Here is a 24,271-nt window from a genome sequence, read left to right on the forward strand (position 1 = left end):
CTACATGTGGTGCAGCGACATCACCATCACCTGACCGGTAACACCAACAGCCACAGCACCACCCCGGCCCAGGACACTCGGTGTCCTGGGCCGGTCGTCTCGGTGCGGGCGAAGTCATGGTATGACGGTTCCCAGGACGGCAAGTCCGCCAGCGATAGCCGGGCGCCGGAAGTGGGTGATGATGCGGCAACCAACGCTGTTCCTGACCGTGGGACTCCCCTGCACCGGAAAGACCACTGCCGCTCGGCGCATCGAGATCGAGCGAAAAGCGCTTCGTCTCACGAAGGACGAATGGGTGAAGGCTCTCTACGGGCGCGAGAATCCACCATCGGCTGGAGACGTGATCGAAGGGCGGCTCATCCAGATCGGGCTGCGCGCGCTCGAACTGGGCAACAACGTCGTGATCGACTACGGCCTCTGGAGTCGAAACGAGCGCTCGTGTCTACGCCAGGCAGCCGCGGACCTTGGCGCGACCGCGGAGCTGCGCTACTTCGCGCTCGCCCCGGCCGAGCAGCGCAGACGACTCGATCAGCGCCTGGCCGAAGCGCCACACACGACCTGGCCCGTGACCGACGAGGAACTCGCCGAGTGGGCAACCATCTTCGAGATCCCGACGCGAGGCGAACTCGACGGCAGTGAACCCGTCGACGACCCACCGGCTGGATTCGCGACATGGGACCAGTGGCGCGGACACCGCTGGCCGCCATCGGTGTCCTGACGCCTACTCCCCGCGGCACTGCCCCGTTCACGAAAGGTCGGAGGTGGAGTGTCGCTAACGCAAGATGTCGCAGAACCCTGGCAGCGCTCGCCGAATGTCGAAGCTGCCGTCAATGAGGCGGCGGATCGGGTGCGGGCCGACGGCAAAGAGAATCCTGCCGGTCTGGCCGTCGATGAGGATCGGGCCGCGGTCGACCAGGTGCTGGCTGCCGCGGCGCACGTTTACCGAGGTGCCCACGACGAAGATGTGCGTGCGCAGCCCCGTCTCCGGATCGAACGTCGACGTCTGCACGAAGTCGACGGGACTGTCCGGCAGGGTGAGCCCGGTGACCGTGTTGCGGACGGTGTTGTCCTCCGTGATGTGCTGCACCAGCTTTACCCGGCGCCCGGCCTGGTCGAAGAACGTCAGGTTGACCGAGTGCAGGTCGATGTTCCACTCGACGCCGTAGTCGCCGCACGCCACCGGATCGCTGTGCACGACCTGCACGTCGGTCTCGGTCCTGGTCGGTGGCGTGCCGCCGGCGGCTTCAGCCCGCGCCGGTGCTGCCAGACCCGCCAACGCCAGCGTCGTCACAGCCGCCACCACGACGCCTCGCCGGAGCATTGTCATCGCGCCCTCCCCCGTGGTCGATCCCGCGCCACGCAGACTATCGCGGGCCAGACGCATTCGGTGTGATCAATTCAGGAAAGGCACGAACCCGACTCCGGTCGAGCGGGCATTACGCTGGCCGGTCGTGGGTGACCAGCTCAGAACTGTCGTGGCAGCGGTTGGGGTGTTCGCGGGTACCAACGTGGACGACCTGATCGTGTTGACGGTGCTGTTCCTGTCCGCCCGCGCGGCTGGCCGGCCCCGGCCGTGGCAGGTCTGGGTGGGGCAGTACGCCGGTATCGGGGTGCTGGTTGCGGCGTCGGCGGTGGCTGCGCTCGGGTTGACGATCATCCCGGACCGCTGGGTCGGGCTGCTCGGGCTGGTGCCGTTCGCGCTCGGCGTCCGCGCTCTGGTCACCGCCTTCCGCGCCCGCGGTGGCGAGCAGGACGCCCCGCCCGTGGTGGCGACCGGGATGGCGTCGGTGGCCGGGGTGACGATCGCCAACGGCGCGGACAACATCTCCGTCTACACGCCGATGCTGCGCAGCATCGGCGTCGCCGAAAGCCTTCTGACGGTGGCGGTGTTCGCGCTACTGGTGGCGGTGTGGTGCGCGGCCGGCTCCTGGCTGGGTTCGCACAAGAGGGTCATCGAGGCCATGCAGCGCTTCGGGCACTGGATCGTCCCGGCGGTGTTTATGCTGATCGGCTCGGTCATCGTCGCCGAGTCCGGTGTCATCGGCGAGTTGTTCAGGCTCGGGTGACGGTGACCCGCAATCCTCGCGCCACGACGCCTGGCCTGGCCCGAGGCATTGCCGCCCCGTGAGGCCTCACATCTGCGATCTCAGTACGTCGAACTCGCAGCCCGGCAAGGACGGGTCGAATCCGTGCTCGACCAGCCAGCGGACCGCCACCAGGCTGCGCCACGACCACCATCCGCGGATCACGTCGGTGTCGACATCGGTGCCGTAGCCGGCGACCACGTCGGCGAGGTGCTCCTCGTGTCCGAGCGTCAGGACGGCGAGGTCGTACAGGGCGTCGCCCTGAGCCGCCTCGGACCAGTCGATCACACCGGTGATCTCGTCACCGTCGACGAACACGTGGGTGATCTGCAAGTCGCCGTGCGCGAACACCGGTTTCCACGGCCGCAGCGCGGTCTCGGCAACCTCGCGGTTACGGGTGACAAGTTCCGCGGGAAGCACACCGTTCGTGACGAGCCACTCGCACTCGCCGTCCAGGCGGGAGGCGAGCTCGTCGAGGCGCCGGCCAGGCCATGGCGGCAGGGGCGCGTCGTGCAGCTTCCGCGCGGCCGCGCCCGCCGCGGCCCACGCCGCCGGCGACGCGGGCGACGGCTCGCCGAGGCGGCCCAATGCCATCCCGGGCACGGCGGCGAGCGCGAGCACGGGCGGCTTGCGCCACAGCACCCGCGGAGTCGGGATCGGCGCCATCGTCATCGCCTCGACCTCGACGTCGGTGCGCGTCTGATCAGCGTCGATCTTCAGGAACACGTCGCCGACGCGCAGGGTCGCGCAGTCGTCGTGGGCGACAACGACCTTGACCTCCTCCATGCCGGCCATTATCGCGGAACGATCATCGACGCCGCCGCAGGTTTATCGCGCGCAAAATCGCGACCGCGCGACACAGCCGATGCCCGTGCAGGATTCACGGGCGGTCCCGCGTCTGTTTTGTAGGAGTCCGGCTGACGTGGTGACGACGCCGTCGGCGCGTTGCGGGCTCAGTCGCCCCAGCCGGGCTGGAACAGGTTGAGCGTGGCCGCCTCCTGTGTGCCATCGCGGTAGAAGGTCGCGATCACCGAGAGCGGAAACCTGTCGTCGAAGCCGTTGAGTTGGGGTCGGGCCGAGGCGGCCCATGGCACCGGCCCGTCCGCGCACGGCACGCTCACCTGGCCGGAGCCGGTGGCCACGTCGAGGGGAAACGAGTTGGTCGCCCAGTATCGGACAAGGGCCTGGCCGGTCGGCTGCGAGCAGGTGACCGTGCCCGAGACGACGATCTCGTTGCCTTGCCCGAAGTGGACGTCGTCGACGGTGATCGCGCTGGTCGCCGCGGCCGCTGGTGCGGCCGGTGCGACGATGGCGGCGACGAGGAGGACCAGTACAGGTAGGTAACGTGCGTACCGCATGGAACTTATCGTGTCGTCGCGCCGCCAAGACCACCAGTGGTGCCGGCCCATGTCCGGATGGTGCTCAGCGTGTCGGTACCCACTCCTGCCACCGGCCGACGGGAACGAATCCGGCTTGTGCGTACAGCCGCTGCGCCATCGCGGTCGACTGGAGGCTGGCGGTGACGAACCCGCGAGCCCTGGCGCCAGCCAGCGCGTGGCGCAGCACAGTCGTGGCCAGACCACGACGGCGCGCCGTCTCGCGGGTGGTGACGAACGAAACGTTGACGTCCGTGTCGACCGGGATGAGCACGAGTCCCGACTCAAATCCCTTGCTGGCGAATGTCCACAGCCCTGGCACTCCCCGCAGCAGCGCGGGGTCCACCTCGGTGAGCTCGGCGATCACCTCAGGCGCCACGCCCTCCAGGACGCCGTCGTCCTCAGGCCGTGGAACGATACGCAGGTCGCAGCACATGGGCACCGTTGTCATGTCCCGGCGCAGCCCGGCCGCCTGGACCGCCGCTCCGGTCACCTCGTCGGCCGACCAGATCGCGTACTGAACGGTGCCGGCGAACACCGCCAGGGCCGCCGGCAGCGCGTCCGGGCGCAGCAGGACGGCGTTGTTGAGCACGGGGTGTCCGCCGAACCGTGCCGCCATGAAGCCGTCACCCAGCACGACCTCCGCGTCATCGTGCGGCGCGGCGAGCGCCTGCCAGGACCCGACAAGCGACGTGAGGTACCGCTCGAACGAAAGCGTGTCCCGCATCGTCCAAAGTGTAGGCTCCGCTGCCCCCAGGTAACTGGCGGTCAGCGGGTGTGCCGGCCGCGTCGCACGGAACTTACGAAATACGGCCTAGCAGCCTCGCTGCCAGGTACCGGCAACCTGCTGGGTCTGTGTCGTCCCGTCGTGGTCGAAGTTTGCCACCACGACATTGCCGTCGGTGATTCCCTCGCTCGCGGTCATCCGGATGGCGAACTGTTCCCACGCGTTGCCGTTGCGCACCGCCACATAGACGGTGCCCGGAGGCGTGGCTACCATCACGCCCGAAGCGTTGACCGCATGTGGGAAGCTTCCGGCGAACTCCCGGACAACCTGTGCCGAGACGTTCCACTCCACGACGGTGTTCGTGGCCAGGTCCTCGCTCAGGATTCGACCCCGGTCGTACAGCCTCATGGACACGGGACGCGGCAACGTGATCCGTGAGCCGTCCGGGTTGACGATGACGCGGTTATTCAGGACCATCCGGCCACTGTCGTCGATGCCCACCGCATAGATCGAGGAGCCAAGGCTTGTGAACTGACCCGGCGTCGCCGCCTTCCACAGCAACCCCTCCGAGGAGGGGGAGAGAGTAAAGGCCTGACCGACGACGTCGCCGACGCTGTTGATCCCGGTGACGGCGACACCCATCATCGTCGACGGCACGGGCAGGATCTCGTAGGCGCCGTCCCGATAGCGCCACGCCGCTACACGGTTGTCCGCACCCCACCAGACACCCGCGATCACACCCTGGTCGTTGATGATGTCCGCGCGGTTGGAGCCGCTGCCCTGGATCGGCGGCTTGGGCAATACCTGGGGGATCCGGTTTCGCCACACCACGGCATCGCGCCCGCTCCCATCCGTACGCACCGCGTGCCCGACGACGGACCCCGACGCTGGCGCGACCCCGTTGGCGACGGCATACGAGTACCCAGCCGGCGCGGGCAGCGGACTAACCCGCCAGGTACACGCCGCCGCCGCGGCCGGAGCCGCCGGCACGGCCACAACAGCCAGAATCGATGCGACGCCTATCAATATCTTCATGGCCCATGAGTTTTGACCGCCACCACCGAACTACGTCAACAACCGATTCGCCGACCTATCCAGTAATGCTTTAAAGGAAAAATGGCCCAACGTGAGTTGATCCAGAACTTCTGGTTGAACGAAATCCTGCCGAAATTCAAGCGAGAAGTCCTCTGCCACTGTGGGGCACATCACCAAACCCATCATGTTCGAATGCAATCTGATCCAGGTTGCCCGGTCATCGCGGGCGATGTGCCAGACGTAAAGCCCGCGACAGCCGCGGCTAGCTCAGGCCGCGCGCCGCGCATTCCTCCTCGTACCGCTTGCTGTGCAGAGCGGCCGGGTCGACGACCGCACGACGGTGCGGTAGGTCGTCCGCTCGCCGCGCGGCTATCGGCAGCCCGTGCGCCTCGTACAATTCCGCGGCCGCGGCGAACCGGTCGTCCTGGTATCCGGCGTAGTGGTAGATCACGGCCTCCACCAGGGACTCGCCGGGCTGGATGTCGAACTCGCCTTCGGTGCTGAAGGTGACGACCAGCGGTGGCTCGCCAACCGGTTCGTCGGGGTGCAGCCAGTAGCCGACCACGTCGCCGTCCACAAGGGTGCCGATCCACGCCGCGTGCGGCAGCACGGTATCGATCGCGGCGATGTTGGCCATGATGTCGGGGTCGGCACGATCGTTCTCGTTGAGGTAGCTGTGGTCGAGCAGGGCGTCGGACTCACCCGGTTCGAAGATGACAGTCCTGGTGTGTAGCAACGGATCCCTCGCCCGCTGCTCGCCGGCGGGCCGCGCGGCCTGGATGGCCACGAGCCGGCGCAGATCGTCGGGCACGGGCCGGCCACGCAGCCGTCCGGCAAGGGAGGCGAGGATCTGATCCGCGGTCGCCATCTGGCGCCTCCTGATCGCTTGACACCAATGCGGCACCACGGTAGCGCCCCAGGACCAGTGGTCGCCGCGCGCTAGCAGCCGCCGTACCAGCTGTGCGACGAGCCGCGGTTGTTGGCGGGTCCCCAGGACGCCAGGCTCTGGCCCCGGGTGAGGCAGACCGTGACCGGCGCGCCGTAGTTGGTGTTGTCGAATACGCGGACCGCGTCGCAGCCGACGCAGGGGTTGCTCCGGTTGCGCCAGGACGAGTCGTTGTTGTTGATCGATATACCGCTGGCCGTGAAGTTGTTGGACCAGTTGGAGTCGTTACCCGCCCAGGCGTACAGGCTGAAGGTGAAGTTGACGACTTCGTACGCGCAGAAGTCGCCCGGATCGCACGAATGCGCGGCCAGCGGCTCGACGTCCACGACGGTGGCGACCGTGGCCTTCGGCGCGGCGTGCGCCGCCCCCGGCAGCAGGCCGACCACGAGGCCGACGCCCATGGCCAGCGCCGTCACGAACCTCATTTGTGTCCTCACCAGGCTCTCTCCCTTCAAAGCTGCCCCGGTCAACGGTTTCTGGTCAGGTCCGCCGCCCGAGGCAGTGCGGCGGCCTGGAAATCGCGGTGGGCGCGGATGTCCGCGGCGAACATGGCCCGCACCGGCGCGCCCAACTCCCGCTCCAGCTGACGACCCACCTCGGCCAACCGGGTCCGCCCGACGCACTCGGCTTCCGCCGTCGCCACCTGTCGTTCCCGCTCGGCGGATGTCGAGGGAAACCGTTCCCGCAGGTCTACCGGGTCCCGGTAGGCGTAGCCCCGGCCGGCCATGCACCCCGCCCATTCCCGCGCCAGCTCCTGGAACCGCTTGTCGGCGAAGACTTTCGGCCGGATCGCGGCGGCCAGATTGTTGACGATGGTCTTGGCCGGGAACCATCGCCGCAGGTCCCCGTACAGCTCTTGCTGGGCCGACGCGAGGCAGCCGTCCGTCGCCATGGTGACCTGGTCGCCGGTCGGGATCGTCACCGCCAACACCTTGACCTCCGCGCCGAACAGAGCAGTCGAGTAGGCACGCCGCCGATCCGGCGACAACGAGTCCGTGTACCGGCTGTTCGGGTTGTCCTGGCCGGCGCGGCGGCTGGCCAGATCGCGGAGAACCCGGCCCAGCCCGTGGCGGGCAGCCCACGCGGGATCGTCGATGCCGTACGGGAAGTCGCGGTCCTCGGCCAGCACCAGATCAGGCGGCACAACGTGGTATTCGAAACCTTGGGCACGCATGCACCGCGCCACCAGGACCTCCTCCGCCTCGGCCAGCTCGCGCAGCTGGGCCGGAGACAGCGGCGGCACATCTTCCACCGCCCGCGCCCCGCCACCGCTCCCGCAGCCGACCAACGCGACGGCCAAGAGCGCCCCTACCCACGCGTGCCTGAGCATGCCGCCCTCCCCCAAGGCCCGGACATCGACGCCTGTACGAAACGTAGAGGCTCGCAGCTTCAGATCGCCTTCACCGATGCTTCGCGCAAGCCACGCGGCACAGCGCGCCGGCGGTGCGTCCGGCGCGACTCCAGCGACGCGCTGAGCAGGACCACGTGGTCGAAGCGGCCGCAGAAGGACGTCCAAAAGAGGCACGATGGGTCCACGGCGACGCACGTAGGATGGCGGGCATGAGTCGTCGTCGATGGTTGTGGCGCACCGTCCCGCTGATCATCGCACTGGCCGCCGCCGTTGGGGTCGCCGTGCCGGCCCGGGCGGACGCGCCGATTTGCCAGACGAGCTATCAGGTGCTCGCGGTCTGGGACACGGGCTTCTCCGCGACCGCGACCATGCGCAACACGGGCACGGTCACGACGCAGAGCTGGCAGGTCCGCTGGTCCTACCTGGACGGGCAGAGAGTGGTCGCGCAGTCGGTCGCCAACGCGGAGCTGGTGCGGGCGACGTGGCCGCCGATCATCGGCCCTCTCGTCACCATGCGAAACCTCACCTGGAATGGGATCGTGCCACCGGGCGGCGCGGTGACGATCACCTTCAACGGGCGCCTCGGCTCGTCCGGCTCGACCGCCGCGGCGTTCCTGAGCTGCACCGCGACGTAGCCGCGGCTTGGCGGCCGGTGGGCCGGCGAACCCGATACCGATCATTCCGGCCGGCCGCACGGGCTGCACGCCATCGAAATCCTACTTGACACGTAGGAGAAATAGGCTAACGTTGAGGCCATGACCAGCCAGGACGCTCCGCTTGACGGCACCGCGGTGGCGGTGTCGCGGGTGTGTTGCCGTGGCTGGACCGGCGCGTGCGGCTGCTGCCGCCAGGCGCTCTTCCTTCCCTGACTTTGCCATCAGCGTCGCGCCGCCGGCTCAATGGGGACCGGCTGCCTTCGCCGTGATCCGATCAACGGCCGCTTGAGGTATCACCGCGCCCGCGCCCGCCCCGGACGCCTGCTCGTGCTGCCGTGTGCCGGTCGTCTCAACCGGGAGGAATGCCATGACCGTTGCCGCCGAACCGCTCGCTCCGGTCGACCCCGACGCGTTCCGCGCGCTGCTGCGCCGGCAGGCCGCGTCGGTCGCCGTGGTGACCGCCGCCGGTGTCCCGCCGGTGGGGTTCACCGCGACCTCGTTCACGTCGGTGTCGCTGCGCCCGCCGCTGGTGTCGTTCTGTCTGGACCGGGCGTCGTCGAGCTGGCCGACCGTGGCGCGCGCCGGGCACGTCGCGGTGCACCTGCTCGATGCCGATCAGCGGGATGTCGCGCGGACGTTCGCGACCAGCGGCATCGACCGGTTCGCCGCGCACCCCGGCTGGCAAGCCGGACCGTACGGGGTGCCCCTGCTGGACGGGACGCTGGCCTGGCTGCTGTGCCGGGTGACCCAGCGGGTGCTGGCCGGAGACCACGCCGTGGTGCTCGCCGAGCCGGTGGCCGGCGAGCCGGGCGACGGCAGTCCGTTGCTTTACCACATGGGGCGGTACGCAGCCCTGCACAACGCTTCCGAGGAGTACTGAGTGTCATCCATTGTGGACCGCCGAACGTTTCTGTCCGCGACTCTGGGCGCGGTCGCGCTGGGCCTGACCGCCTGCGCCGGCGACGACGAGCCGGACGCGGCACTCGCCGCCGCACCACTCACGGACTCGGTACCGAAGGGCACCGTGCTCACCGTAGGCGACAAGGAGCACCAGAAGGCGATCGAGTTCTCCGGTCTGGTGGACTCGCTCACGTTCGAGGTCAAGTGGGCCAACATCAGTGGCGGCCCGCAGACGCTGGAGGCGTTTCGGGCCGACGCGCTCGATATCGGCGCGGTGGCCGACATCCCGCCGATCCACTCGCACTGGACCGGCATCCCCACGAAGATCGTGGCGTCCAGGTTCCGCCAGGACCCGCTCGATCACGCCATCTACCGGCTCGGCATCGCCCCAGGCGTCGCGGTCACCACGCTCGCGGACATCCGCGGCAAGCGGATCGCCTACAGTCCGGGGCAGGCGCAGGGCGCGCTCGTGCTGCGCGTGCTGCACAAGGCCGGACTGTCCAAGCAGGACGTCGAGCTCGTCGAGCTGCCGAGCACCAACGACGTCTACGGCACCGCACTGGCCAGCCACCAGGTCGACGTGGCGCCGATCGGCGGAGTGCAGATCAAGCGCTACGAGAGCAAGTACGGCAAGGACGGCGCCAAGACGATCCCGCACGGGCTGCGCGACGACCCCGGCCACTTGTACGCCCCGACCAGCGTGCTCGCCGAACCGGCGAAGGCCGCCGCCATCCGCCAGTACGTGCGGGTGTGGGCGAAGGCGTGGCGGTGGCGGGAGGCGCACCCGGACGAGTGGATCGAGCGCTACTACGTCAAAGACCAGGGCCTCACCACCGAAGACGGGAGGTGGATCGTCGAGAACACTGGCCTGGCCGACATCCCGGCCAGCTGGACCGATGCCATCGCCCGACACCAGGAAACCATCGACCTGCTCGCCAAGGAGACCGGCAACAAGCCGCTCAAGGCCGAGGACCTCTACGACCGTCGGTATGAATCCGTCGCCGCGGACGCGCTCACCGCGGGAGGTGCCGGATGACCGCCTCGGTTCTCACCCCGCCGCGGGCGGCGACGACGACGGTGCCCGCCCGCAAGCCGCGGCGCCGGCTCGGACCCGGGCGGCCGATCCCGTTCGGGGCGGCGGTCGGCCCGTTGCTACTTCTGACAGTGTGGACGGTCGGCTCGGCGACCGGCTGGATCGACTCACGTACCCTGTCGGCGCCATGGACCGTCGTCACGACGGCGGGTGACCTCGTCGCGGACGGCCGGCTGCCGGACAACCTCGCGGTCTCCGCCCGCCGGGCCGGTCTGGGCCTGGCGATCGGCACGGCGGTCGGCACCGTCATGGCCGTCATCTCCGGCCTGAGCCGCTGGGGTGAGGCCATCCTCGACGGGCCGATCCAGATCAAGCGGGCGATCCCGGCCCTCGCCCTGGTGCCGCTGCTCATCCTGTGGCTCGGCATCGGCGAGCAGATGAAGGTCACGACCATCACCCTCGGTGTGTTCGTGCCGGTCTACATCCACACCCACAACGGGCTACGCGGCATCGACAGCCGGTACGTCGAGTTGGGCGAGTCGATGCGGCTGCGTCCGAGTGTGTTCGTCCGGCGGATCGTCCTGCCCGGTGCGCTGCCGGGGTTCCTGCTCGGCATGCGCTTCGCGGTCGTGGGCGCGTGGCTGTCCCTTGTGGTCGTCGAGCAGATCAACTCGACCAGTGGCATCGGCTACATGATGGACCTGGCCCGTGAGTACGGCCAGACCGACGTCATCATCGTCGGCCTGGTGCTGTACGGGCTGCTCGGTCTGCTCTCCGACGGCGCCGTCCGACTCGTGCAAAGGAGGGCGCTGTCGTGGCGACGCACACTGGCGGACTGACCGCCACCCACACCGTCCATGTACAGGGACTGGTGCGCGGCTTCGGTGACCGCGCCGTCCTGAATGGACTGGATCTGCGGATCGCCGGTGGCGAGTTCGTGGCACTGCTGGGCCGCAGCGGGTCCGGCAAGAGTACTCTGCTGCGCGCCCTGGCCGGGCTGGACCGTGACGTGGCCGGCTCCGGCCTGGTCGAGGTGCCGGAGAAGTCGTCGGTCGTGTTCCAGGACGCCCGGCTCCTGCCCTGGCAGCGCGTCCTGGACAACGTCATCCTCGGCCTGGGCGGGCCGGACGCCCACGAGCGGGGCCGCGCGGCGCTCGCCGAGGTCGGCCTGTCCGGGCGGGAGCGGTCCTGGCCCAACGAACTGTCCGGCGGAGAGCAGCAGCGGGTGGCGCTGGCCCGGTCCCTGGTCTCCGAGCCGGAGCTCCTGCTGGCCGACGAGCCGTTCGGCGCCCTCGACGCGCTGACCCGGATCAAGATGCACGGCCTGCTGCGCGAACTGTGCGCCCGGCACCGGCCCACCGTCCTCCTGGTCACCCACGACGTCGACGAGGCCATCACGCTGGCCGACCGGATCGTCCTGCTCGACGCCGGCCGCATCGCGGTCGAGCAGGCCATCGACCTGCCGGCGCCGCGCTCGCACCGGCAGCCACGGTTTCTGGCGTACCGCGAATCATTGCTGAACGCCCTCGGCGTGGAGGAATGACATGCTGCATCTGAACGCGTTCCTGATGGGCGTCGGCCACCACGAGGCCGCGTGGCGGCTGCCGGAAAGCGACCCGTTCGCACAAACCGACGTCGAGCACTTCAAACGCCTGGCCCGGATCGCCGAACGCGGCAAACTCGATTCTCTGTTTCTGGCCGACAGCCCGGTGCTGTGGAACAGCATCGGACGGCGGCCGGCCGGCACCCTCGAACCCACCGTGCTGCTCACCGCGCTCGCCGCGGCCACCGACCACATCGGACTGATCGCGACCGCGTCGACCACGTACAACGAGCCGTTCAACCTGGCCCGCCGGTTCGCGTCGCTGGACCACATCAGCGGCGGCCGGGCCGGCTGGAACATCGTCACCACCGCGGGCGTCGAGGCGGCCCGCAACTTCAACCTCGACGAGCTGCCCGCCCACCGCGACCGGTACGAGCGGGCGGCCGAGTTCGTCGAGGTGTCGCTCAAGCTGTGGGACAGCTGGGACGACGCCGCGCCGCTCGGCGACAAGGACGCCGGCCGGTGGGGAGACGACGACCTGCTGTACCCGCCCAACCACCGCGGACGGTACTTCCGGGTGGCCGGCCCGCTCAACGTGCCCCGCTCGCCCCAGGGCTACCCGCTGCTCGTCCAGGCCGGCTCGTCGGAGGACGGCAAGGTGCTGGCCGCCCGGTACGCCGAGGCGGTATTCACCGCGCAGCAAACGCTCGCCGAGGCGCAAGCGTTCTACCGCGACCTCAAGCGCCGGGCCGCCCTCCTCGGCCGGGAGCCGGACAGCGTCAAGATCCTGCCCGGCATCGTCCCGGCCATCGGCGCCACCGAGGCCGAGGCACGGGCGCTGGAAGACGAGCTGGATCGGCTGATCAAGCCCGAGTACGCCCGGCAGCAGCTCGCCACCACGCTGCGCGTCGCCCCCGAAGACCTCGACCTCGACTCCGAACTCCCCGCCGACCTGCCCGGCGAAGACCAGATCGAGGGCGCCAAGAGCCGGTACACGCTCATCGTCACCCTGGCCCGCCGCGAGCGGCTGACCGTACGCCAACTCATCGGCCGGCTCGGCGGCGGCCGCGGACACCGCACCTTCGCCGGGACGCCCGAACAGGTCGCCGACGCCATCGAGCAGTGGTACCGCGGCGGCGCGGCCGACGGGTTCAACATCATGCCGCCGGTGCTGCCGTCCGGATTGGAGACGTTCGTCGACCACGTCGTGCCGATCCTCCAGCGGCGCGGCCTGTTCCGCGCCGAATACACCGGGAGAACCTTGCGCGACCACTACGGGCTCGCCCGCCCGGCCAACCAGTCCACCCGGCAGCCCGCGACCGCATCCCGTTGAGGAGGGACCAGCATGAACCCGCCGACCTTTCGCGTCTGGCGCCGTTGCGCGGCCGGTATCGCCGCGGCCGCGTTGGTCGCCGGCATCTCCGCCGCACCCGCCGCAGCCGCGTCCACTGTGGATGTCGCGGTCGAATGGTACGACGTCACCGCCGCCACCGTCGCCACCGGCACCCGGCCGCAGGTCACCAGCAGCCGCGCATGGGCGATCAGCTGGCTCGCCGCCGCCCGCGCCGTCCGCACCGCGCCCGCCGGGACACTTCGCCACTACCAGGACGCCGCGCTCGCATCCGCCGTCCACACCGCGCTGACCACCCTGATACCCGAAGGCACGGCCGCCCTCGACGCCGCGCTGCGGACCACATTGGACCGGATCCCGGACGGGCGGGCCAAGGAGCGCGCCACCGCCGCCGGCCAGGCCCAAGCCCGCTCCCTGCTCGCCCAGCGAGCCGGCGACAGGCTCGACCCCGCCTCCGTCAACCCGCCATACGCCACGCCCGATCCCGCTCCAGGCGTCTGGCAACCAACCCCGCCGAGCTTCACCGCCGCCCAGCAGACCGGCGCCCGGTTCGCCACGCCGTTTCTGCTCGACCGCGCCGATCTGTACCGGCCCGAGCCACCGCCCGCGCTGGACTCACAGCGGTACCGCGCGGACCTCGCCGAGGTCCGTGCGTACGGTGCCGCCGACAGCGCCGTACGCACACCGCGACAGACCGACACGGCCACGTTCTGGCTCGGCTCCTCGCTGACCCTCTACACCGGAGTCCTGCGCGCCGCGCTCGCCCAATCCACCCGCCCGGTCGCCTGGCGGGCCGGCCTGGTCGCCATCTTCCACGTCGCGCTCGTCGACACCCAGATCGCCACGTCCGACACCAAGTACGCGTACCTGCGCTGGCGCCCGGTCACCGCCATCCGGACCGGCGCCGACCGTGATCCACAGTGGACGCCACTGCATCCGACCCCCGCGCACCCGGACTACCCCAGCGGGCACAACACCTACTCCGGCGCCGCCGAACAGGTGCTCACCGCCCTTGTCGGCCCAAGAGCTCGCGAGCCCTACACCCTCACCAGCCCCAGCCAGCCCGGCGCCACGCGCACCTACACCGACTGGCGGCGCCCCACCGAGGAGAACATCGACGCCCGGGTCTGGTCCGGCATCCACACCCGCACCGCGGACGAGGTCGGCGTCCGGCTCGGACGTGACGTCGCCGCACACACCGTACGCAACGCGGCGAGGTTGTTCCGCTGATGAGCGCCAAGTTCCTGTGGTACATCCCGAACCAGGCCCAGCCCGGTCACCGCGGCGACGACGTCGCGCCAGACCACAACAGCCTGGCCACGCTCACCAGCCACGCCAAGGCCCTCGAGGAGCACGGCTGGGCCGGAGCGCTCATCGGCACCGGCTGGGGACGACCGGACACCTTCACGGTCGCCGCCGCGCTGGCCGCGCAGACCACCACCTTCCAGCCGCTGATCGCGATCCGGCCCGGGTACTGGCGACCAGCCAACTTCGCCTCCGCCGCCGCGACCCTGCACCACCTCACCGGCGGTCGGGTACTGGTCAACATCGTCTCCGGCAAGGACAACCTGGCAGCGTACGGCGACCGCGAAGGCGACCAGGCCCACCGCTACGCCCGCACCAAAGAGTTCATCCAGGTCGTGCGCAGGCTCTGGACCGAGGAAGGCGTCACCTACCAGGGCGAGCACTTCAGCGTCACGGGCGCCACGGTGGTGCCACGACTGACCGAGCCACCACGGCTCTACTTCGGCGGCGCGTCCGAGGCCGCCGAGAAGGTCGCCGCCACCGAGGCCGACGTCCAGCTCTTCTGGGGCGAACCGCTCGACGGCGTGGCCGAGCGGATCGAGCGCCTCAAGCGCCTCGGCGAGAAGTGGGGACGCGAGCACGCCCCACTCGAGTTCGGCCTACGGGTCACCACCCTGGTACGGGACACCACCGAACAGGCGTGGGCCGACGCCGAAGCCAAGGTCGCGCGGATGGCCAACGGCAACGGCGCCTTTCCACCCGACCCGCTCCGGCGGGCGGCCGTCGGGCAGCAGCGGCTGCTCGATCTCGCCGCGCGTGGCGAGGTGCTCGACGACAATCTCTACACCGCACCGGGCCGGTTCGGTGGCGGCGGAGCGGGCACCACGTGGCTGGTCGGCTCGGCCGAAGACGTCGCGAGGTCGCTGCGCAAGTACCAGAGCCTCGGCATCACCCACCTCGTCCTCTCCGACACGCCGTACTTGCCGGAGATCAAGCGCCAGGGCGACCAGCTGCTACCTCTGCTCGGCGGCTGAGCCGCCGGCCGCCCGCTCGCTCAGGCCGAGGTCCGGAGCGCCGCCGAGACAACGGTGGCGCTCCGGACCCGTAGCGTTCGGTCAGCCGGCGAGTTTGGTGGTCGTGATGGTGTTCCAGGGGTTCCAGGTGCCGTTGTAGATCTTTTGGATCAGGTGGTGGTTGGTGTTGGCGGCGAAGATGTCGTAGCGGCCGGGGTCGGGGTTGACGGCGGTGGGTGCGGCGGTGAGTACGCCGCCGAGGTCGTTCCACCCGGTCCACGCCGTGCCGTCGTAGATCTTGTGGACGAGGTGGTGGTCCGAGTCGGTGGCGAACACGTCGTACCGGTCACCGCGACGGGTCACCGACGGGGCGGAGGTGAGGTAGCCGCCCAGGTCGTTCCAGTTCGACCAGTTGCCGTCGCCGTAGTAGACCTTCTGCACCATGTGGTGGTCGGTGTCGGTGGCGAACACGTCGTACCGGCCACCGACGGAGACCACGTCCGGGGCCGAGCGCAGCACCCCGCCCAGGTCGTTCCAGGCCGACCACTGGCCACCGGCGTAGATCTTCTGGACCAGGTGGTAGTCGGTGTCGACACCGAAGACGTCGAACCGCCCGGGCGACGGGTTGACCACGCTGATGCCGTAGTGCAGAACACCACCGAGGTGTTCCCAGGCCGACCAGGAACCGCCCTGGTAGATGCGGTGGATGAGTTGATGGTTCGAGCCGATGGCGAATACGTCGTAGCGTCCGGACGAGTCGACCGTGACCGCGGCGGCGGAGATGACCGGCCCACCCAGGTCCGTCGGCCCGTGCCAACGACCATCCTGACTATTCAGATACGTCCACTGCAACAGCCGGTTGTCCGCGGTACGCCCGAACACGTCGTACCTGTCTCCCCGGGTGACCGCTGACACCGCCCCCACCAGCTGCGCCGGCGGCGGCGGTGGCGGCGGCTCGACCACCACGTTGTTGTACGCGGCGACGAGCAGCGGCTGGAGGTTGACGAACGGATAGGCGGCGCAGGCTGACCCGGAGCACGAAGGCCGTGACGTGTAAGGCGGCGGCAGCATGTCGATATGCAGGTGGGGTTGCGTGCCCACGGCATGGGCGGACGTTCCGACGTAGCCGATGAGGGTCCCACGCGCCACGCGCTGGCCATCGGTGACCGCCAACCCAGGCGAGTGATGCATGTGTGCCAGGTACCAGATGTCGCCCTCGTCATCGCGAATCTGGACCCGGCTGCCGACGCCGGACGATGCCAGCGTCGCGCTGATGACGGTGCCGGACACCGGTGACACCACTCGCGTGCCGGTGGGAGCGAAGATGTCGGCGGCGTTGTAGTCGTGATGGCAGTTGCCTTGACTCGCGAAGCACCATCGCAGGGGCGACTGCGACTCGATGACCGATTTTGGCGCGTCGAGCGGAAACGTGATCGTGCTCGGCACGGCCGACGCGGCCGTTGCCACGGCCTGGCTACCCAACAACGCCACCACCGCGAGCACAATCATGAGCACTCTTCGATCGCGGAACCACCCGACGAACGATCCTCTTGTTGTCATCAACTCCACCTCCTGAAGCTTGGCAATGTGTCGTACCGCGGAGAGCATCAATGGCGGCCGTCATCGGACCGGTACCGATCCGGTCAGCCATCCGGTATCTGACTGGTGCGACCCGCGGCTGGGCGACGCGTGCGAGCATGGGCCGGACCGGTACCGGCGTCCGGGGGGAGGGGTGTGGAGTTTCGGATCCTCGGGCCGCTGGAGGTCGTCGACGCGGCCGGAGAGCGGTGCCCGCTCGAGCCCCGGCAGGTCCGGCTGCTGGCCGCGCTGCTGCTGGCCCCCGGGCGCACCGTTACCCGCGAGTCCCTGGTCGAGGCGCTGTGGGACGTAGGGCCGCCGGCCACCGCCGTGCAGCAGCTGAAGAACCTCGTCTCGGGGCTGCGACGCCGGCTAGCCGATGCCGGCGGCGGGTCGGTCATCGTCGCCGACGGACCCGGCTACCGCATCCGGCTCGACACCGCGAGGCTCGACCGGCTGGAGTTCACCAGCCGCGTCGAGGCCGTGCCGTCCATGGTGGACGACGGCCGGATCGCCGATGCCGCGGTGGAACTGCGTGCCGCGCTGAGCCTGTGGCGCGGCCCCGCTCTTGCCGGATGCGCCGGCGGCATCCTGGTGGCCGCCGCGGCCCGGCTCGACGAGGAACGCCTTGCGGCACTGGAGCAGTGTGTCGACCTGGAGCTGCTGCTCGGCCGCCACCATCAGCTCGTCGCGGAGCTCACCGAGCTGGTCGCTACCCATCCGACGCGCGAACGACTGGTCGGGCAGCTGATGCAGGCACTACACCGCTGCGGCCGATCAGCCGAGGCTCTGGACGCCTTCCACCGGCTGCGCGGCCGGCTCGCCGACGACCTCGGCATCGACCCCGGCGCGCCGTTGCGGGATCTGTACACCGCGGTCCTGCGGGACGACACCGGCACTGCCGCCGGCCCGACCGCGGGACCGACCGAGAGCCACAAAGCCGCGCCGCGACAGCTGCCCGCGGCGAGCCGCCACTTCGTCGGCCGTACCGCCGAGCTGAAGGAGCTGGCCCAGCTCGCCGCCGAAGCCACCGGCGAAAACAGTGCGGTCGTCTGCACGATCACCGGAGCCGGCGGCATCGGCAAGACCACACTGGCCGTGTACGCCGCCCACCAGGTGGCCGACAAGTTCCCCGATGGCCAGCTGTACCTCAACCTGCGGGGATACGACCCCGCCGACACTCCGGTGACGCCGTCGGCCGCGATCCGCTCGCTGCTGGAAGCGTTCGCGATGCCGGCGGAACGGATTCCGCCCGACCTCGACGCCCAGGCCGCCCTGTACCGAAGCGTGATCGCCGGCCGCCGCATGGTGATCGTGCTGGACAACGCCCGCGACGCCGAGCAGGTGCGCCCGCTGCTGCCCGGCAGCGCCGCGTGCCTGGTGCTGATCACCAGTCGTAGCCCCCTCGCCGGCCTGGCCGTTGCCGCGGGCGCCCACCCGTTCACGCTCCACCCGCTGTCGGACGTCGAAGCGCACGACCTGCTCGCACGCCACCTGGGCCCCGAGCGCTTGGCTGGCGACCCGGCCGCCGCGGTCGAGCTGGTCAGGCGTTGCGGTCGGCTGCCGCTGGCGTTGGCCATCGTCGCGGTCCGCGCCGCTGGACAGCCGACCTTCCCGCTGCGGACGTTCACCGCCGAACTGGCCGACCCCCGTCGCCTGGATGCCCTCGACATCGGTGATCCAGCCGTCAACCTGCGCGCTGTGTTCTCCTATTCCTACCGCTACCTCCACGAGCGGACGGCTCGGCTGTTTCGGCTGCTCGGGCTGCATCCCGGGCCGGAGATCACCGCGTCGGCGGCGGCCAGCCTCGCCGGGACGTCCTTGCCGGAAGCCCGACACGCGGTCACCGAGCTTGTCCTTCACCACCTGCTCACCGAGCCGGCACCGGGCCGGTACGCCATGCATGACCTGCTGCACGTGTACGCCGCCGAGCAGGCGCGGCACATCGACACCGACGGCGACCGCCGCGACGCCACGTTCCGGATGCTCAGCCACTACCTGCACGCCGCGCACGCCGCCGCCCAGCTCTTGAACCCGCACCAGGACCCGATCGCACTCGTTCCATCCCGTTCCGTCCTGGTTCCCGAGCGGCCGGCCGACTACCAGGCAGCCCTCGATTGGTTCGCCACCGAACGCACCGTCCTGCTAGCGGCGATCAATCACGCCGCCGCTGCCGGGTTCGACGCGCACACCTGGCAGCTGGCCTGGACAATGACCAGCTTCCTCGACCTGCGGGGGCACTGGGACGACTGGATCGCCGTCACACGAGCCGCCGTGACCGCCGCCGACCAGCTGGGCGACCCCGCGGCGCGGGTCCGCGCCCACCGCATGCTCGCACACGCCCACCTTGAGGTAGGCGCGATCGGCGACGCGGAGGCTCACCTACGGGTGGCCCTGGACCTGTACGAACAGGCCGGCGACCAAACCGGGCAGGGCCACGCGCACATCGCGCTCGCCGAGGTGTGCGGGCGGCAGGATCGCAATCCCTCGGCGCTACACCATGCGCGACGTGCGTACGAGCTGCACCAGGTCACCGGTCACCGCCGGGGCCTGGCGCACGCGCTGAACCTGGTCGGGTGGTACGAGGGCCGCCTCGGCAACCACGATCGGGCCGTCGACAGATGCCGCCAGGCGCTCACGCTGCTTCAGGATGTGGGCGACCGCGAGGGGACGGCAACCGCATGGGACTGCCTCGGCGTCGCCCATCACCACCTCGGTGAGCACCGTCAGGCGATCGATTGCTACCAGCACGCCCTCGAGCTGCGCGGGGAGCTCGGCTACCGGTACTACGAGGCGGAGACCCTCACCCACCTCGGCGACACCCAGCACGCCGCCGGTGACCGCCACGCCGCCCGTGACGCCTGGCTGCGTGCCATGTCCATCCTGGATGATCTCAACCACCCCGACGCCGACAAGCTCCGCACCAAGCTCGGTGATTCCGCGTAGGTCGCTTTGGATGGGGCCGCGGGTGCGTGTCAGCCCAGTGCTTTGCGCAGCAGGGCCGTCAACTGATCCTGTTCGTCGGACGAGAGTCGCCCGACCGCCGTGCGGGCGAAGGTGAAGGCTGCTGCGAACCGGTGGTTGATCTCGTCTCCTTGGGGGGTTCGCGTGACGAGTCGCGCGCGGCGGTCCCGGGGATTCGGTTCGCGGGTCACCAGGCCGAGCGCTTCGAGACGCATGACGATCTGAGTGATGTTGGAGGCATCACAGCCGAGCTCCTCGGCCAGGGCGCCCATGCCGCGTTGCTCGTCGAGTCGCCCGAGGACACATGCCTGCGCCGGGCTGAGCGACAGCTCGGCCGCGGCCGCCTCGTAGGCACGGTCGTATACGTCGACCAGGTCGAACAGGACGGCCTCGGCCTCCGACGAGGTGGTTACGGGCCCGTTCGGCAGTGCCATGGCGTCCAGCTTAGGGCAGTTACTTGATGTACTCAAGTATCCGTGGTCCAATGATCCTTGATTCACTCAAGTAAACGAGGAGAGCTGATGGACAGCAGGATCGAGCGCTCAACGGGCATCCCGACCGTGGCGCCACAGATGAAGGCGGTCGTCCTCGACCGGTTCGGCGGCGTCGACGAACTCTCGTCGCGCCGGATACCGCTCCCGGTGGTCGGCGACGACGACGTCCTCATCCGGGTGGAGTTCGCCGGGGTCGCGTCCTGGGACGCGTTCGAGCGGGAGGGGGGCTACGACGGCGCTTTCGGTGTCGCGTCGACCTTCCCCTATGTTCTCGGCTGGGACGCGGCGGGCACGGTGGCCGCGGTCGGCCGCAACGTCACCCGGTTCGACGTGGGCGAGCGCGTCTACGCTTCGACAAACCCGGTGAACCGTGGCGGCTTCTACGCCGAGTACGGCGTCGTCGAGGCGGAGTTCGTGGCGCGCGTGCCCGACCGGCTGCCGGCCGAGCAGGCCGGCGCGATGCCTTGGGATGCCCTGACCGCGTTGAGCGGCCTCGACCTGCTCGGCCTGCGGCCGGACGGAACCCTCATGATCTTCGGGGCCAGCGGGGGTGTCGGGCACATGGCTGTGCAGCTGGCGCGGCACCGCGGCATCCGGGTGTTGGCCGTGGCCTCCGGTGACGACGGTGTCGCCCTGGCCCGGCGGCTGGGCGCCGACGAGGTCGTCAACGGGCGCAAGGACGATGTGTTGGCCGCGGCATTCGAGTTCGCACCAGGCGGGCTCGATGCGGCTCTGGTCACCGCGGGAGGCGAGATCGCCGAGCGGTCTCTTCGCGCGGTCAAGGACTCTGGACGGATCGCCTGGCCGAACGGTGTCATGCCCGCGCCTGTGACGCCGCCGAGCGCGACGGTGTCCTACTACGACGGGGATATCACCCGTGCCGGCACCGACCGGCTGAACGCGATCATCGAGGCGAGCTCCTTCGAGGTCCACGTCGCCCAGACCTTCCCGATGGAGCGCGTCGAGGATGCGCATCGCGCCCTGACTGATCACTATGTCGGGAAGCTGGCCCTCCAGGTCGGATAGCCGAGGTACGAAAATAGCCGCCGCGGTGATGCAACCCCGCCGTAGGCCGCGTCCGTTTCACCTCGACGGAGGGAGCCGGCCTGTTGAAGCAGGACGATCACGACGGGTTTCGCGAGTTCGCCACCGCGCGCATGGCATCGCTGCGCAGCTTGGCGTACGTGACCTGCGGCGACTGGTACGCCGCCGAGGACGCCGTGGCCAACGCCCTGGCCAGGCTCTACCCGCGCTGGGGTCGGCTCGAGCGACCTGACCTGTACGCGCAGACGATGGTGTTCCGCGCCGCCATCGACGAGACCCGCCGGCCCTGGTGGCGGCGGGAACGACCGGCCGGCGACGTGCTGCCCGACGTACCGCGGCCCGACCCGGCCGAGTCCACCGACGAACGCCTCCGGGTGCGGGCTGCCCTCATGACGGTGCCGCCCCGGCAGCGGGCCGTGCTCTTCCTGCGCTACTTCCAGGACCTGAGCGTGGACGAGACCGCCGAGGTCCTCGGCTGCTCGGGCGGCACCGTGAAGAGCCAGACGCAGCACGGCTTGGCGAGGCTGCGCGCGGTCCTGGGTGTGGACCGGATCGAGCTGGACGAACCCCCCGACCGCCGGTCGGGCGGCAACGCCGCTATCAACACGGGAGAGTGGATCAATGCGGGTATATGACGTTGTCGACCTGGCGACGTCCGGGGCGCCGCCGCTGCGGCACAGCGCCGACGACATCGTCCGGGCCGCGGTGCGCAGGCGACGCCGCCGGGTCTGGGCCACGATCACTGGCGGCGCCGCCGCGGTGGCCGCCACCGCCGTCGCCGTCGCGGTCGTCGTGCCGAGCCCGGTGTCCACCGACGCATCGCCAGAGCCCGCCGGCGCACCGCCCAACGCGGTGCCGGCCACCGCGCCCGGCCCGCTGAAGGTGCCCGCCGACCCGTTCACGTTCACCTTCACGGGCTACGAGGTTGGCCGGTTCCAGGTGAAGGCGCCACTGGTCGCGTCCACGGCCTACCAGATCGCCCCGGTCGTCGAAGACAGCGACAACGGGCTGTCGGCCTACCTGGTGGTCTACCGGCCGGGCGCCTTCGACCCCAACGGACTGCGAAACCCGCGGCGGCTCACGGTCGCCGGACGGCCGGCCCTGCTACAGGAGCTCACCGACATCCGCTTCCACAAGCTGTTGGCCTGGCAATATCTGGACGGCGCGTGGGCCACCCTCGAGACGTACTCCAGCGACCCGGATGATCCCTCGCCGGACGACCTGGAGCGGCTCGCCCTCGCCCTGGCACCCGCCAACCCGGCCCCGGTCAGGCTGCCATTCCGGATGAGCTACGTGCCGGCCGGGTTCAAACCGGTCGTACTCGGCTCGCACGCGATGGCGGGAATGGATGGCGTCGCCGCCGCCGAGGACGGCGACTTCGGCGGTGCGGTCTTCGCCAAGCCGGCCCCCCGACCCGCCGGCCTGACCAAGCCTTGGCCGCAGAGCGCCGGCCCCGGCCTGCCCGGCAGCTTCGAGATCTTCGTGGTACCCAACGCCAACTCCAACCAACAACTGCGCGGCGGCCAGCGCCCCCCGACGTCACCCAGGTGCTCGGCCACCCTCTGCAACACCTGGACACCGGACGGCAAGGTCAACATTCAGATCGCCACCGAAAACGGAGCGCTCTCCAAAAACGAGATGATCAAGGTACTCAACGGCATCGCGCTCGCCTCGGTGGACAACGACGACACCTGGTTCGACGCCGCGACCGCCATCCCGGTCGCGCCCTGAGCGAACGAGCCCGCCCCAACAGCCATCGCCGCCCGGCCCCTCCGGCCGGGCGGCCTGCGGCCTGTGGCCCAATTCAGTCAAATGTCTCTTGTGGACCCTGGTGCGGCCGCCGGCGTTGGTTTCGACAACCATCGATATATTGATGGAAATCGAACTTGAGGGACTGCCGATGACCGCCCGTATCCTGCCCCGCAGACCGCTCGCCACCCTTGGTACCGCTCTCCTGACCGTACTCGTGGTGCTGGCCGTGTCCGGCCGCCCGGCACGGGCGGACACTCCACTGTCGACGCCTGGCACCCCGGTCGCCGGCGCCGTCACCACGACCAGCGCCTCCTTCTCCTGGACGCCGTCGACCGGTCCGGTCGCCAACTACACGATCGAAGTGACCCCCATCTTCGCCTCCGTCCCGCAGAGGCTCATCACCACGACGACGCCGTACCACACCCACACCGGGTTGAACCCGGACACCGCCTACCAGTACCGGGTGTGGGCCAACCCGCAGCCCGGCTCCGGCTACACCATGAGCAATCCGTCCGGGTACCTGACCGTCCGCACCCAACCGGTACCCGACAGCGCGCCGCCGACCGCGCCCGGCGGCGCCTACGTATCCAGCGTCGGAACGATCTCCGCCACCGTCGTGGTGCTCAACCCGTCGACGGACAACCATCGCGTCGCGGGATACGTGGTCCAGCGCCAGACCGACGGCGGATGGACCGACGTCGCCACCAACGACATCACCTCGCTGTACCTGCGCAACCTGACCCCGGACACCAGCTACACGATCGCCGTGGTCGCCTTCGACGCGAACGGCAACCGGTCGCCGCGCTCGGCCCCGCTGACATTCGCCACCGCGAAGCCCGAGCCGTACCCCACATGCAAGGTCCAGATCAGCGGCTGGGGTCAGTACGTCACCGTCTACGTGACCATCCGGAACTTCACCCTCGACACCGTGCTGAACGACTGGCGGCTCACCTTCACCCTGCCGACCGCGTACACCGTGGACTCGGCGTTCAGCATGACCGTCAGCCGCAGCGGGGACCAGGCGACCGGCACCCCGGCATCGTGGAACACCAGAATCCTTCCCGGCTCAGGCACGACTGTGGGCTTCAACGCGACCCGGTCGGGCGACGCCCCGCTACCGAGCGGGTTCGCCGTCACAAGTCCGGCGCTGAGCCCCGTCCTCTGCACCAACTAGCAATC

At 69.8% G+C, this 24,271-nt stretch carries 25 protein-coding genes; 15 read left to right on the forward strand and 10 right to left on the reverse strand.

The genetic code is table 11. From position 1 onward, the window contains the following. Positions 1–181: 181 nt before the first annotated feature. Positions 182–718: an AAA family ATPase gene (locus ACTMTJ_RS07685; protein ID WP_441215429.1), complete on the forward strand. Its 537-nt coding sequence runs from the start codon at positions 182–184 to the stop codon at positions 716–718. A gap of 54 nt (positions 719–772) precedes the next feature. Here ACTMTJ_RS07685 and ACTMTJ_RS07690 read toward each other — a convergent pair whose 3' ends face one another. Then, entirely contained in the window at positions 773–1,327 is a 555-nt protein-coding gene (locus ACTMTJ_RS07690; protein WP_441215430.1) for a hypothetical protein, read from the reverse strand. A 124-nt stretch (positions 1,328–1,451) separates the two neighbouring features. Here ACTMTJ_RS07690 and ACTMTJ_RS07695 point away from each other — a divergent pair, with 124 nt between their 5' ends. Then, positions 1,452–2,066, forward strand: a complete 615-nt coding sequence (locus ACTMTJ_RS07695) for a cadmium resistance transporter (protein ID WP_441215431.1) — start codon at positions 1,452–1,454, stop codon at positions 2,064–2,066. A gap of 66 nt (positions 2,067–2,132) precedes the next feature. On the opposite strand, the gene ACTMTJ_RS07700 is transcribed toward ACTMTJ_RS07695, so the two are convergent. The 7 genes from ACTMTJ_RS07700 to ACTMTJ_RS07730 form a co-directional block, all read right to left on the reverse strand. Further along, positions 2,133–2,870 carry a phosphotransferase family protein gene (locus ACTMTJ_RS07700; protein WP_441215432.1) on the reverse strand — a complete coding sequence of 246 codons (738 nt, stop codon included), beginning with the start codon at positions 2,868–2,870 and terminating at the stop codon, positions 2,133–2,135. 167 nt (positions 2,871–3,037) lie between these two features. Further along, entirely contained in the window at positions 3,038–3,442 is a 405-nt protein-coding gene (locus ACTMTJ_RS07705) for a hypothetical protein (RefSeq protein ID WP_441215433.1), read from the reverse strand. Positions 3,443–3,506: 64 nt separating this feature from the next. Further along, positions 3,507–4,187, reverse strand: coding sequence for a GNAT family N-acetyltransferase (locus tag ACTMTJ_RS07710; protein WP_441215434.1), 681 nt, complete (start codon positions 4,185–4,187; stop codon positions 3,507–3,509). A gap of 87 nt (positions 4,188–4,274) precedes the next feature. Then, complete coding sequence (locus tag ACTMTJ_RS07715) at positions 4,275–5,222, reverse strand: hypothetical protein (protein WP_441215435.1); 948 nt, start codon at positions 5,220–5,222, stop codon at positions 4,275–4,277. Between the two features lie 262 nt (positions 5,223–5,484). Then, positions 5,485–6,090: a hypothetical protein gene (locus tag ACTMTJ_RS07720; protein WP_441215436.1), complete on the reverse strand. Its 606-nt coding sequence runs from the start codon at positions 6,088–6,090 to the stop codon at positions 5,485–5,487. Between the two features lie 71 nt (positions 6,091–6,161). Beyond that, positions 6,162–6,593, reverse strand: a complete 432-nt coding sequence (locus ACTMTJ_RS07725) for a peptidase inhibitor family I36 protein (protein ID WP_441215437.1) — start codon at positions 6,591–6,593, stop codon at positions 6,162–6,164. A gap of 41 nt (positions 6,594–6,634) precedes the next feature. Further along, the gene (locus ACTMTJ_RS07730; protein WP_441215438.1) at positions 6,635–7,684 is read right to left on the reverse strand and encodes a hypothetical protein; all 1,050 of its coding nucleotides are present in this window, start codon (positions 7,682–7,684) and stop codon (positions 6,635–6,637) included. 44 nt (positions 7,685–7,728) lie between these two features. On the opposite strand from ACTMTJ_RS07730, the gene ACTMTJ_RS07735 reads away from it, so the two are divergent. The 8 genes from ACTMTJ_RS07735 to ACTMTJ_RS07770 all read left to right on the forward strand — a co-directional run bounded on the left by ACTMTJ_RS07735 (position 7,729) and on the right by ACTMTJ_RS07770 (position 15,281). Beyond that, positions 7,729–8,154, forward strand: a complete 426-nt coding sequence (locus tag ACTMTJ_RS07735) for a cellulose binding domain-containing protein (RefSeq protein WP_441215439.1) — start codon at positions 7,729–7,731, stop codon at positions 8,152–8,154. 388 nt (positions 8,155–8,542) lie between these two features. Further along, positions 8,543–9,055, forward strand: coding sequence for a flavin reductase family protein (locus tag ACTMTJ_RS07740; protein ID WP_441215440.1), 513 nt, complete (start codon positions 8,543–8,545; stop codon positions 9,053–9,055). Continuing rightward, positions 9,056–10,111 carry an ABC transporter substrate-binding protein gene (locus ACTMTJ_RS07745; protein WP_441215441.1) on the forward strand — a complete coding sequence of 352 codons (1,056 nt, stop codon included), beginning with the start codon at positions 9,056–9,058 and terminating at the stop codon, positions 10,109–10,111. Further along, positions 10,108–10,947 (forward strand): ABC transporter permease, encoded by an 840-nt coding sequence (locus ACTMTJ_RS07750; RefSeq protein WP_441215442.1) that lies wholly within the window; start codon positions 10,108–10,110, stop codon positions 10,945–10,947. Before ACTMTJ_RS07745 ends, ACTMTJ_RS07750 begins: the two co-directional genes overlap by 4 nt. After that, positions 10,923–11,651 (forward strand): ABC transporter ATP-binding protein, encoded by a 729-nt coding sequence (locus tag ACTMTJ_RS07755; protein ID WP_441215443.1) that lies wholly within the window; start codon positions 10,923–10,925, stop codon positions 11,649–11,651. Before ACTMTJ_RS07750 ends, ACTMTJ_RS07755 begins: the two co-directional genes overlap by 25 nt. A gap of 1 nt (position 11,652) precedes the next feature. After that, positions 11,653–12,984 (forward strand): LLM class flavin-dependent oxidoreductase, encoded by a 1,332-nt coding sequence (locus ACTMTJ_RS07760; RefSeq protein ID WP_441215444.1) that lies wholly within the window; start codon positions 11,653–11,655, stop codon positions 12,982–12,984. A 12-nt stretch (positions 12,985–12,996) separates the two neighbouring features. Beyond that, positions 12,997–14,232, forward strand: a complete 1,236-nt coding sequence (locus ACTMTJ_RS07765; RefSeq protein ID WP_441215445.1) for a vanadium-dependent haloperoxidase — start codon at positions 12,997–12,999, stop codon at positions 14,230–14,232. Next, a complete protein-coding gene (locus ACTMTJ_RS07770; protein WP_441215446.1) occupies positions 14,232–15,281 on the forward strand; it encodes an LLM class flavin-dependent oxidoreductase in 1,050 nt (349 codons plus the stop codon). The genes ACTMTJ_RS07765 and ACTMTJ_RS07770 overlap by 1 nt, the downstream gene beginning before the upstream one ends. 81 nt (positions 15,282–15,362) lie before the next feature. Here the strand turns inward: ACTMTJ_RS07770 and ACTMTJ_RS07775 are convergent, their stop codons facing one another. Beyond that, a complete protein-coding gene (locus tag ACTMTJ_RS07775) occupies positions 15,363–16,769 on the reverse strand; it encodes a peptidoglycan DD-metalloendopeptidase family protein (protein ID WP_441215447.1) in 1,407 nt (468 codons plus the stop codon). 225 nt (positions 16,770–16,994) lie between these two features. Here ACTMTJ_RS07775 and ACTMTJ_RS07780 point away from each other — a divergent pair, with 225 nt between their 5' ends. After that, entirely contained in the window at positions 16,995–19,784 is a 2,790-nt protein-coding gene (locus tag ACTMTJ_RS07780; protein WP_441215448.1) for a BTAD domain-containing putative transcriptional regulator, read from the forward strand. 29 nt (positions 19,785–19,813) lie between these two features. Here ACTMTJ_RS07780 and ACTMTJ_RS07785 read toward each other — a convergent pair whose 3' ends face one another. Beyond that, on the reverse strand, positions 19,814–20,236 hold the full coding sequence (locus ACTMTJ_RS07785) for a MarR family winged helix-turn-helix transcriptional regulator (protein ID WP_441215449.1): 423 nt from the start codon (positions 20,234–20,236) through the stop codon (positions 19,814–19,816). 87 nt (positions 20,237–20,323) lie between these two features. On the opposite strand from ACTMTJ_RS07785, the gene ACTMTJ_RS07790 reads away from it, so the two are divergent. From ACTMTJ_RS07790 to ACTMTJ_RS07805, 4 genes are all read left to right on the forward strand, one after another. Beyond that, entirely contained in the window at positions 20,324–21,322 is a 999-nt protein-coding gene (locus ACTMTJ_RS07790) for an NADP-dependent oxidoreductase (RefSeq protein ID WP_441215450.1), read from the forward strand. Positions 21,323–21,405: 83 nt separating this feature from the next. Continuing rightward, positions 21,406–21,975 carry a SigE family RNA polymerase sigma factor gene (locus ACTMTJ_RS07795; protein WP_441215451.1) on the forward strand — a complete coding sequence of 190 codons (570 nt, stop codon included), beginning with the start codon at positions 21,406–21,408 and terminating at the stop codon, positions 21,973–21,975. Then, positions 21,962–23,071, forward strand: coding sequence for a hypothetical protein (locus ACTMTJ_RS07800; RefSeq protein WP_441215452.1), 1,110 nt, complete (start codon positions 21,962–21,964; stop codon positions 23,069–23,071). The genes ACTMTJ_RS07795 and ACTMTJ_RS07800 overlap by 14 nt, the downstream gene beginning before the upstream one ends. Before the next feature lie 169 nt (positions 23,072–23,240). Then, positions 23,241–24,266, forward strand: coding sequence for a fibronectin type III domain-containing protein (locus ACTMTJ_RS07805; RefSeq protein ID WP_441215453.1), 1,026 nt, complete (start codon positions 23,241–23,243; stop codon positions 24,264–24,266). The last annotated feature ends 5 nt before the right edge of the window (positions 24,267–24,271 follow it).

The organism is Phytohabitans sp. LJ34 (assembly GCF_052068095.1).
Taxonomy (GTDB): domain Bacteria; phylum Actinomycetota; class Actinomycetes; order Mycobacteriales; family Micromonosporaceae; genus Phytohabitans.

Coding starts and splice junctions, on each gene's coding strand:
- ACTMTJ_RS07705 (WP_441215433.1), bottom strand. CDS start 3,442: ATGCGGTACGCACGTTACCTACCTGTACTGGTCCTCCTCGTCGCCGCC.
- ACTMTJ_RS07750 (WP_441215442.1), top strand. CDS start 10,108: ATGACCGCCTCGGTTCTCACCCCGCCGCGGGCGGCGACGACGACGGTG.
- ACTMTJ_RS07715 (WP_441215435.1), bottom strand. CDS start 5,222: ATGAAGATATTGATAGGCGTCGCATCGATTCTGGCTGTTGTGGCCGTG.
- ACTMTJ_RS07770 (WP_441215446.1), top strand. CDS start 14,232: ATGAGCGCCAAGTTCCTGTGGTACATCCCGAACCAGGCCCAGCCCGGT.
- ACTMTJ_RS07740 (WP_441215440.1), top strand. CDS start 8,543: ATGACCGTTGCCGCCGAACCGCTCGCTCCGGTCGACCCCGACGCGTTC.
- ACTMTJ_RS07725 (WP_441215437.1), bottom strand. CDS start 6,593: ATGAGGTTCGTGACGGCGCTGGCCATGGGCGTCGGCCTCGTGGTCGGC.
- ACTMTJ_RS07710 (WP_441215434.1), bottom strand. CDS start 4,187: ATGCGGGACACGCTTTCGTTCGAGCGGTACCTCACGTCGCTTGTCGGG.
- ACTMTJ_RS07690 (WP_441215430.1), bottom strand. CDS start 1,327: ATGACAATGCTCCGGCGAGGCGTCGTGGTGGCGGCTGTGACGACGCTG.
- ACTMTJ_RS07735 (WP_441215439.1), top strand. CDS start 7,729: ATGAGTCGTCGTCGATGGTTGTGGCGCACCGTCCCGCTGATCATCGCA.
- ACTMTJ_RS07800 (WP_441215452.1), top strand. CDS start 21,962: ATGCGGGTATATGACGTTGTCGACCTGGCGACGTCCGGGGCGCCGCCG.
- ACTMTJ_RS07685 (WP_441215429.1), top strand. CDS start 182: ATGCGGCAACCAACGCTGTTCCTGACCGTGGGACTCCCCTGCACCGGA.
- ACTMTJ_RS07790 (WP_441215450.1), top strand. CDS start 20,324: ATGGACAGCAGGATCGAGCGCTCAACGGGCATCCCGACCGTGGCGCCA.
- ACTMTJ_RS07785 (WP_441215449.1), bottom strand. CDS start 20,236: ATGGCACTGCCGAACGGGCCCGTAACCACCTCGTCGGAGGCCGAGGCC.
- ACTMTJ_RS07805 (WP_441215453.1), top strand. CDS start 23,241: ATGACCGCCCGTATCCTGCCCCGCAGACCGCTCGCCACCCTTGGTACC.
- ACTMTJ_RS07700 (WP_441215432.1), bottom strand. CDS start 2,870: ATGGAGGAGGTCAAGGTCGTTGTCGCCCACGACGACTGCGCGACCCTG.
- ACTMTJ_RS07760 (WP_441215444.1), top strand. CDS start 11,653: ATGCTGCATCTGAACGCGTTCCTGATGGGCGTCGGCCACCACGAGGCC.
- ACTMTJ_RS07765 (WP_441215445.1), top strand. CDS start 12,997: ATGAACCCGCCGACCTTTCGCGTCTGGCGCCGTTGCGCGGCCGGTATC.
- ACTMTJ_RS07775 (WP_441215447.1), bottom strand. CDS start 16,769: ATGATTGTGCTCGCGGTGGTGGCGTTGTTGGGTAGCCAGGCCGTGGCA.
- ACTMTJ_RS07720 (WP_441215436.1), bottom strand. CDS start 6,090: ATGGCGACCGCGGATCAGATCCTCGCCTCCCTTGCCGGACGGCTGCGT.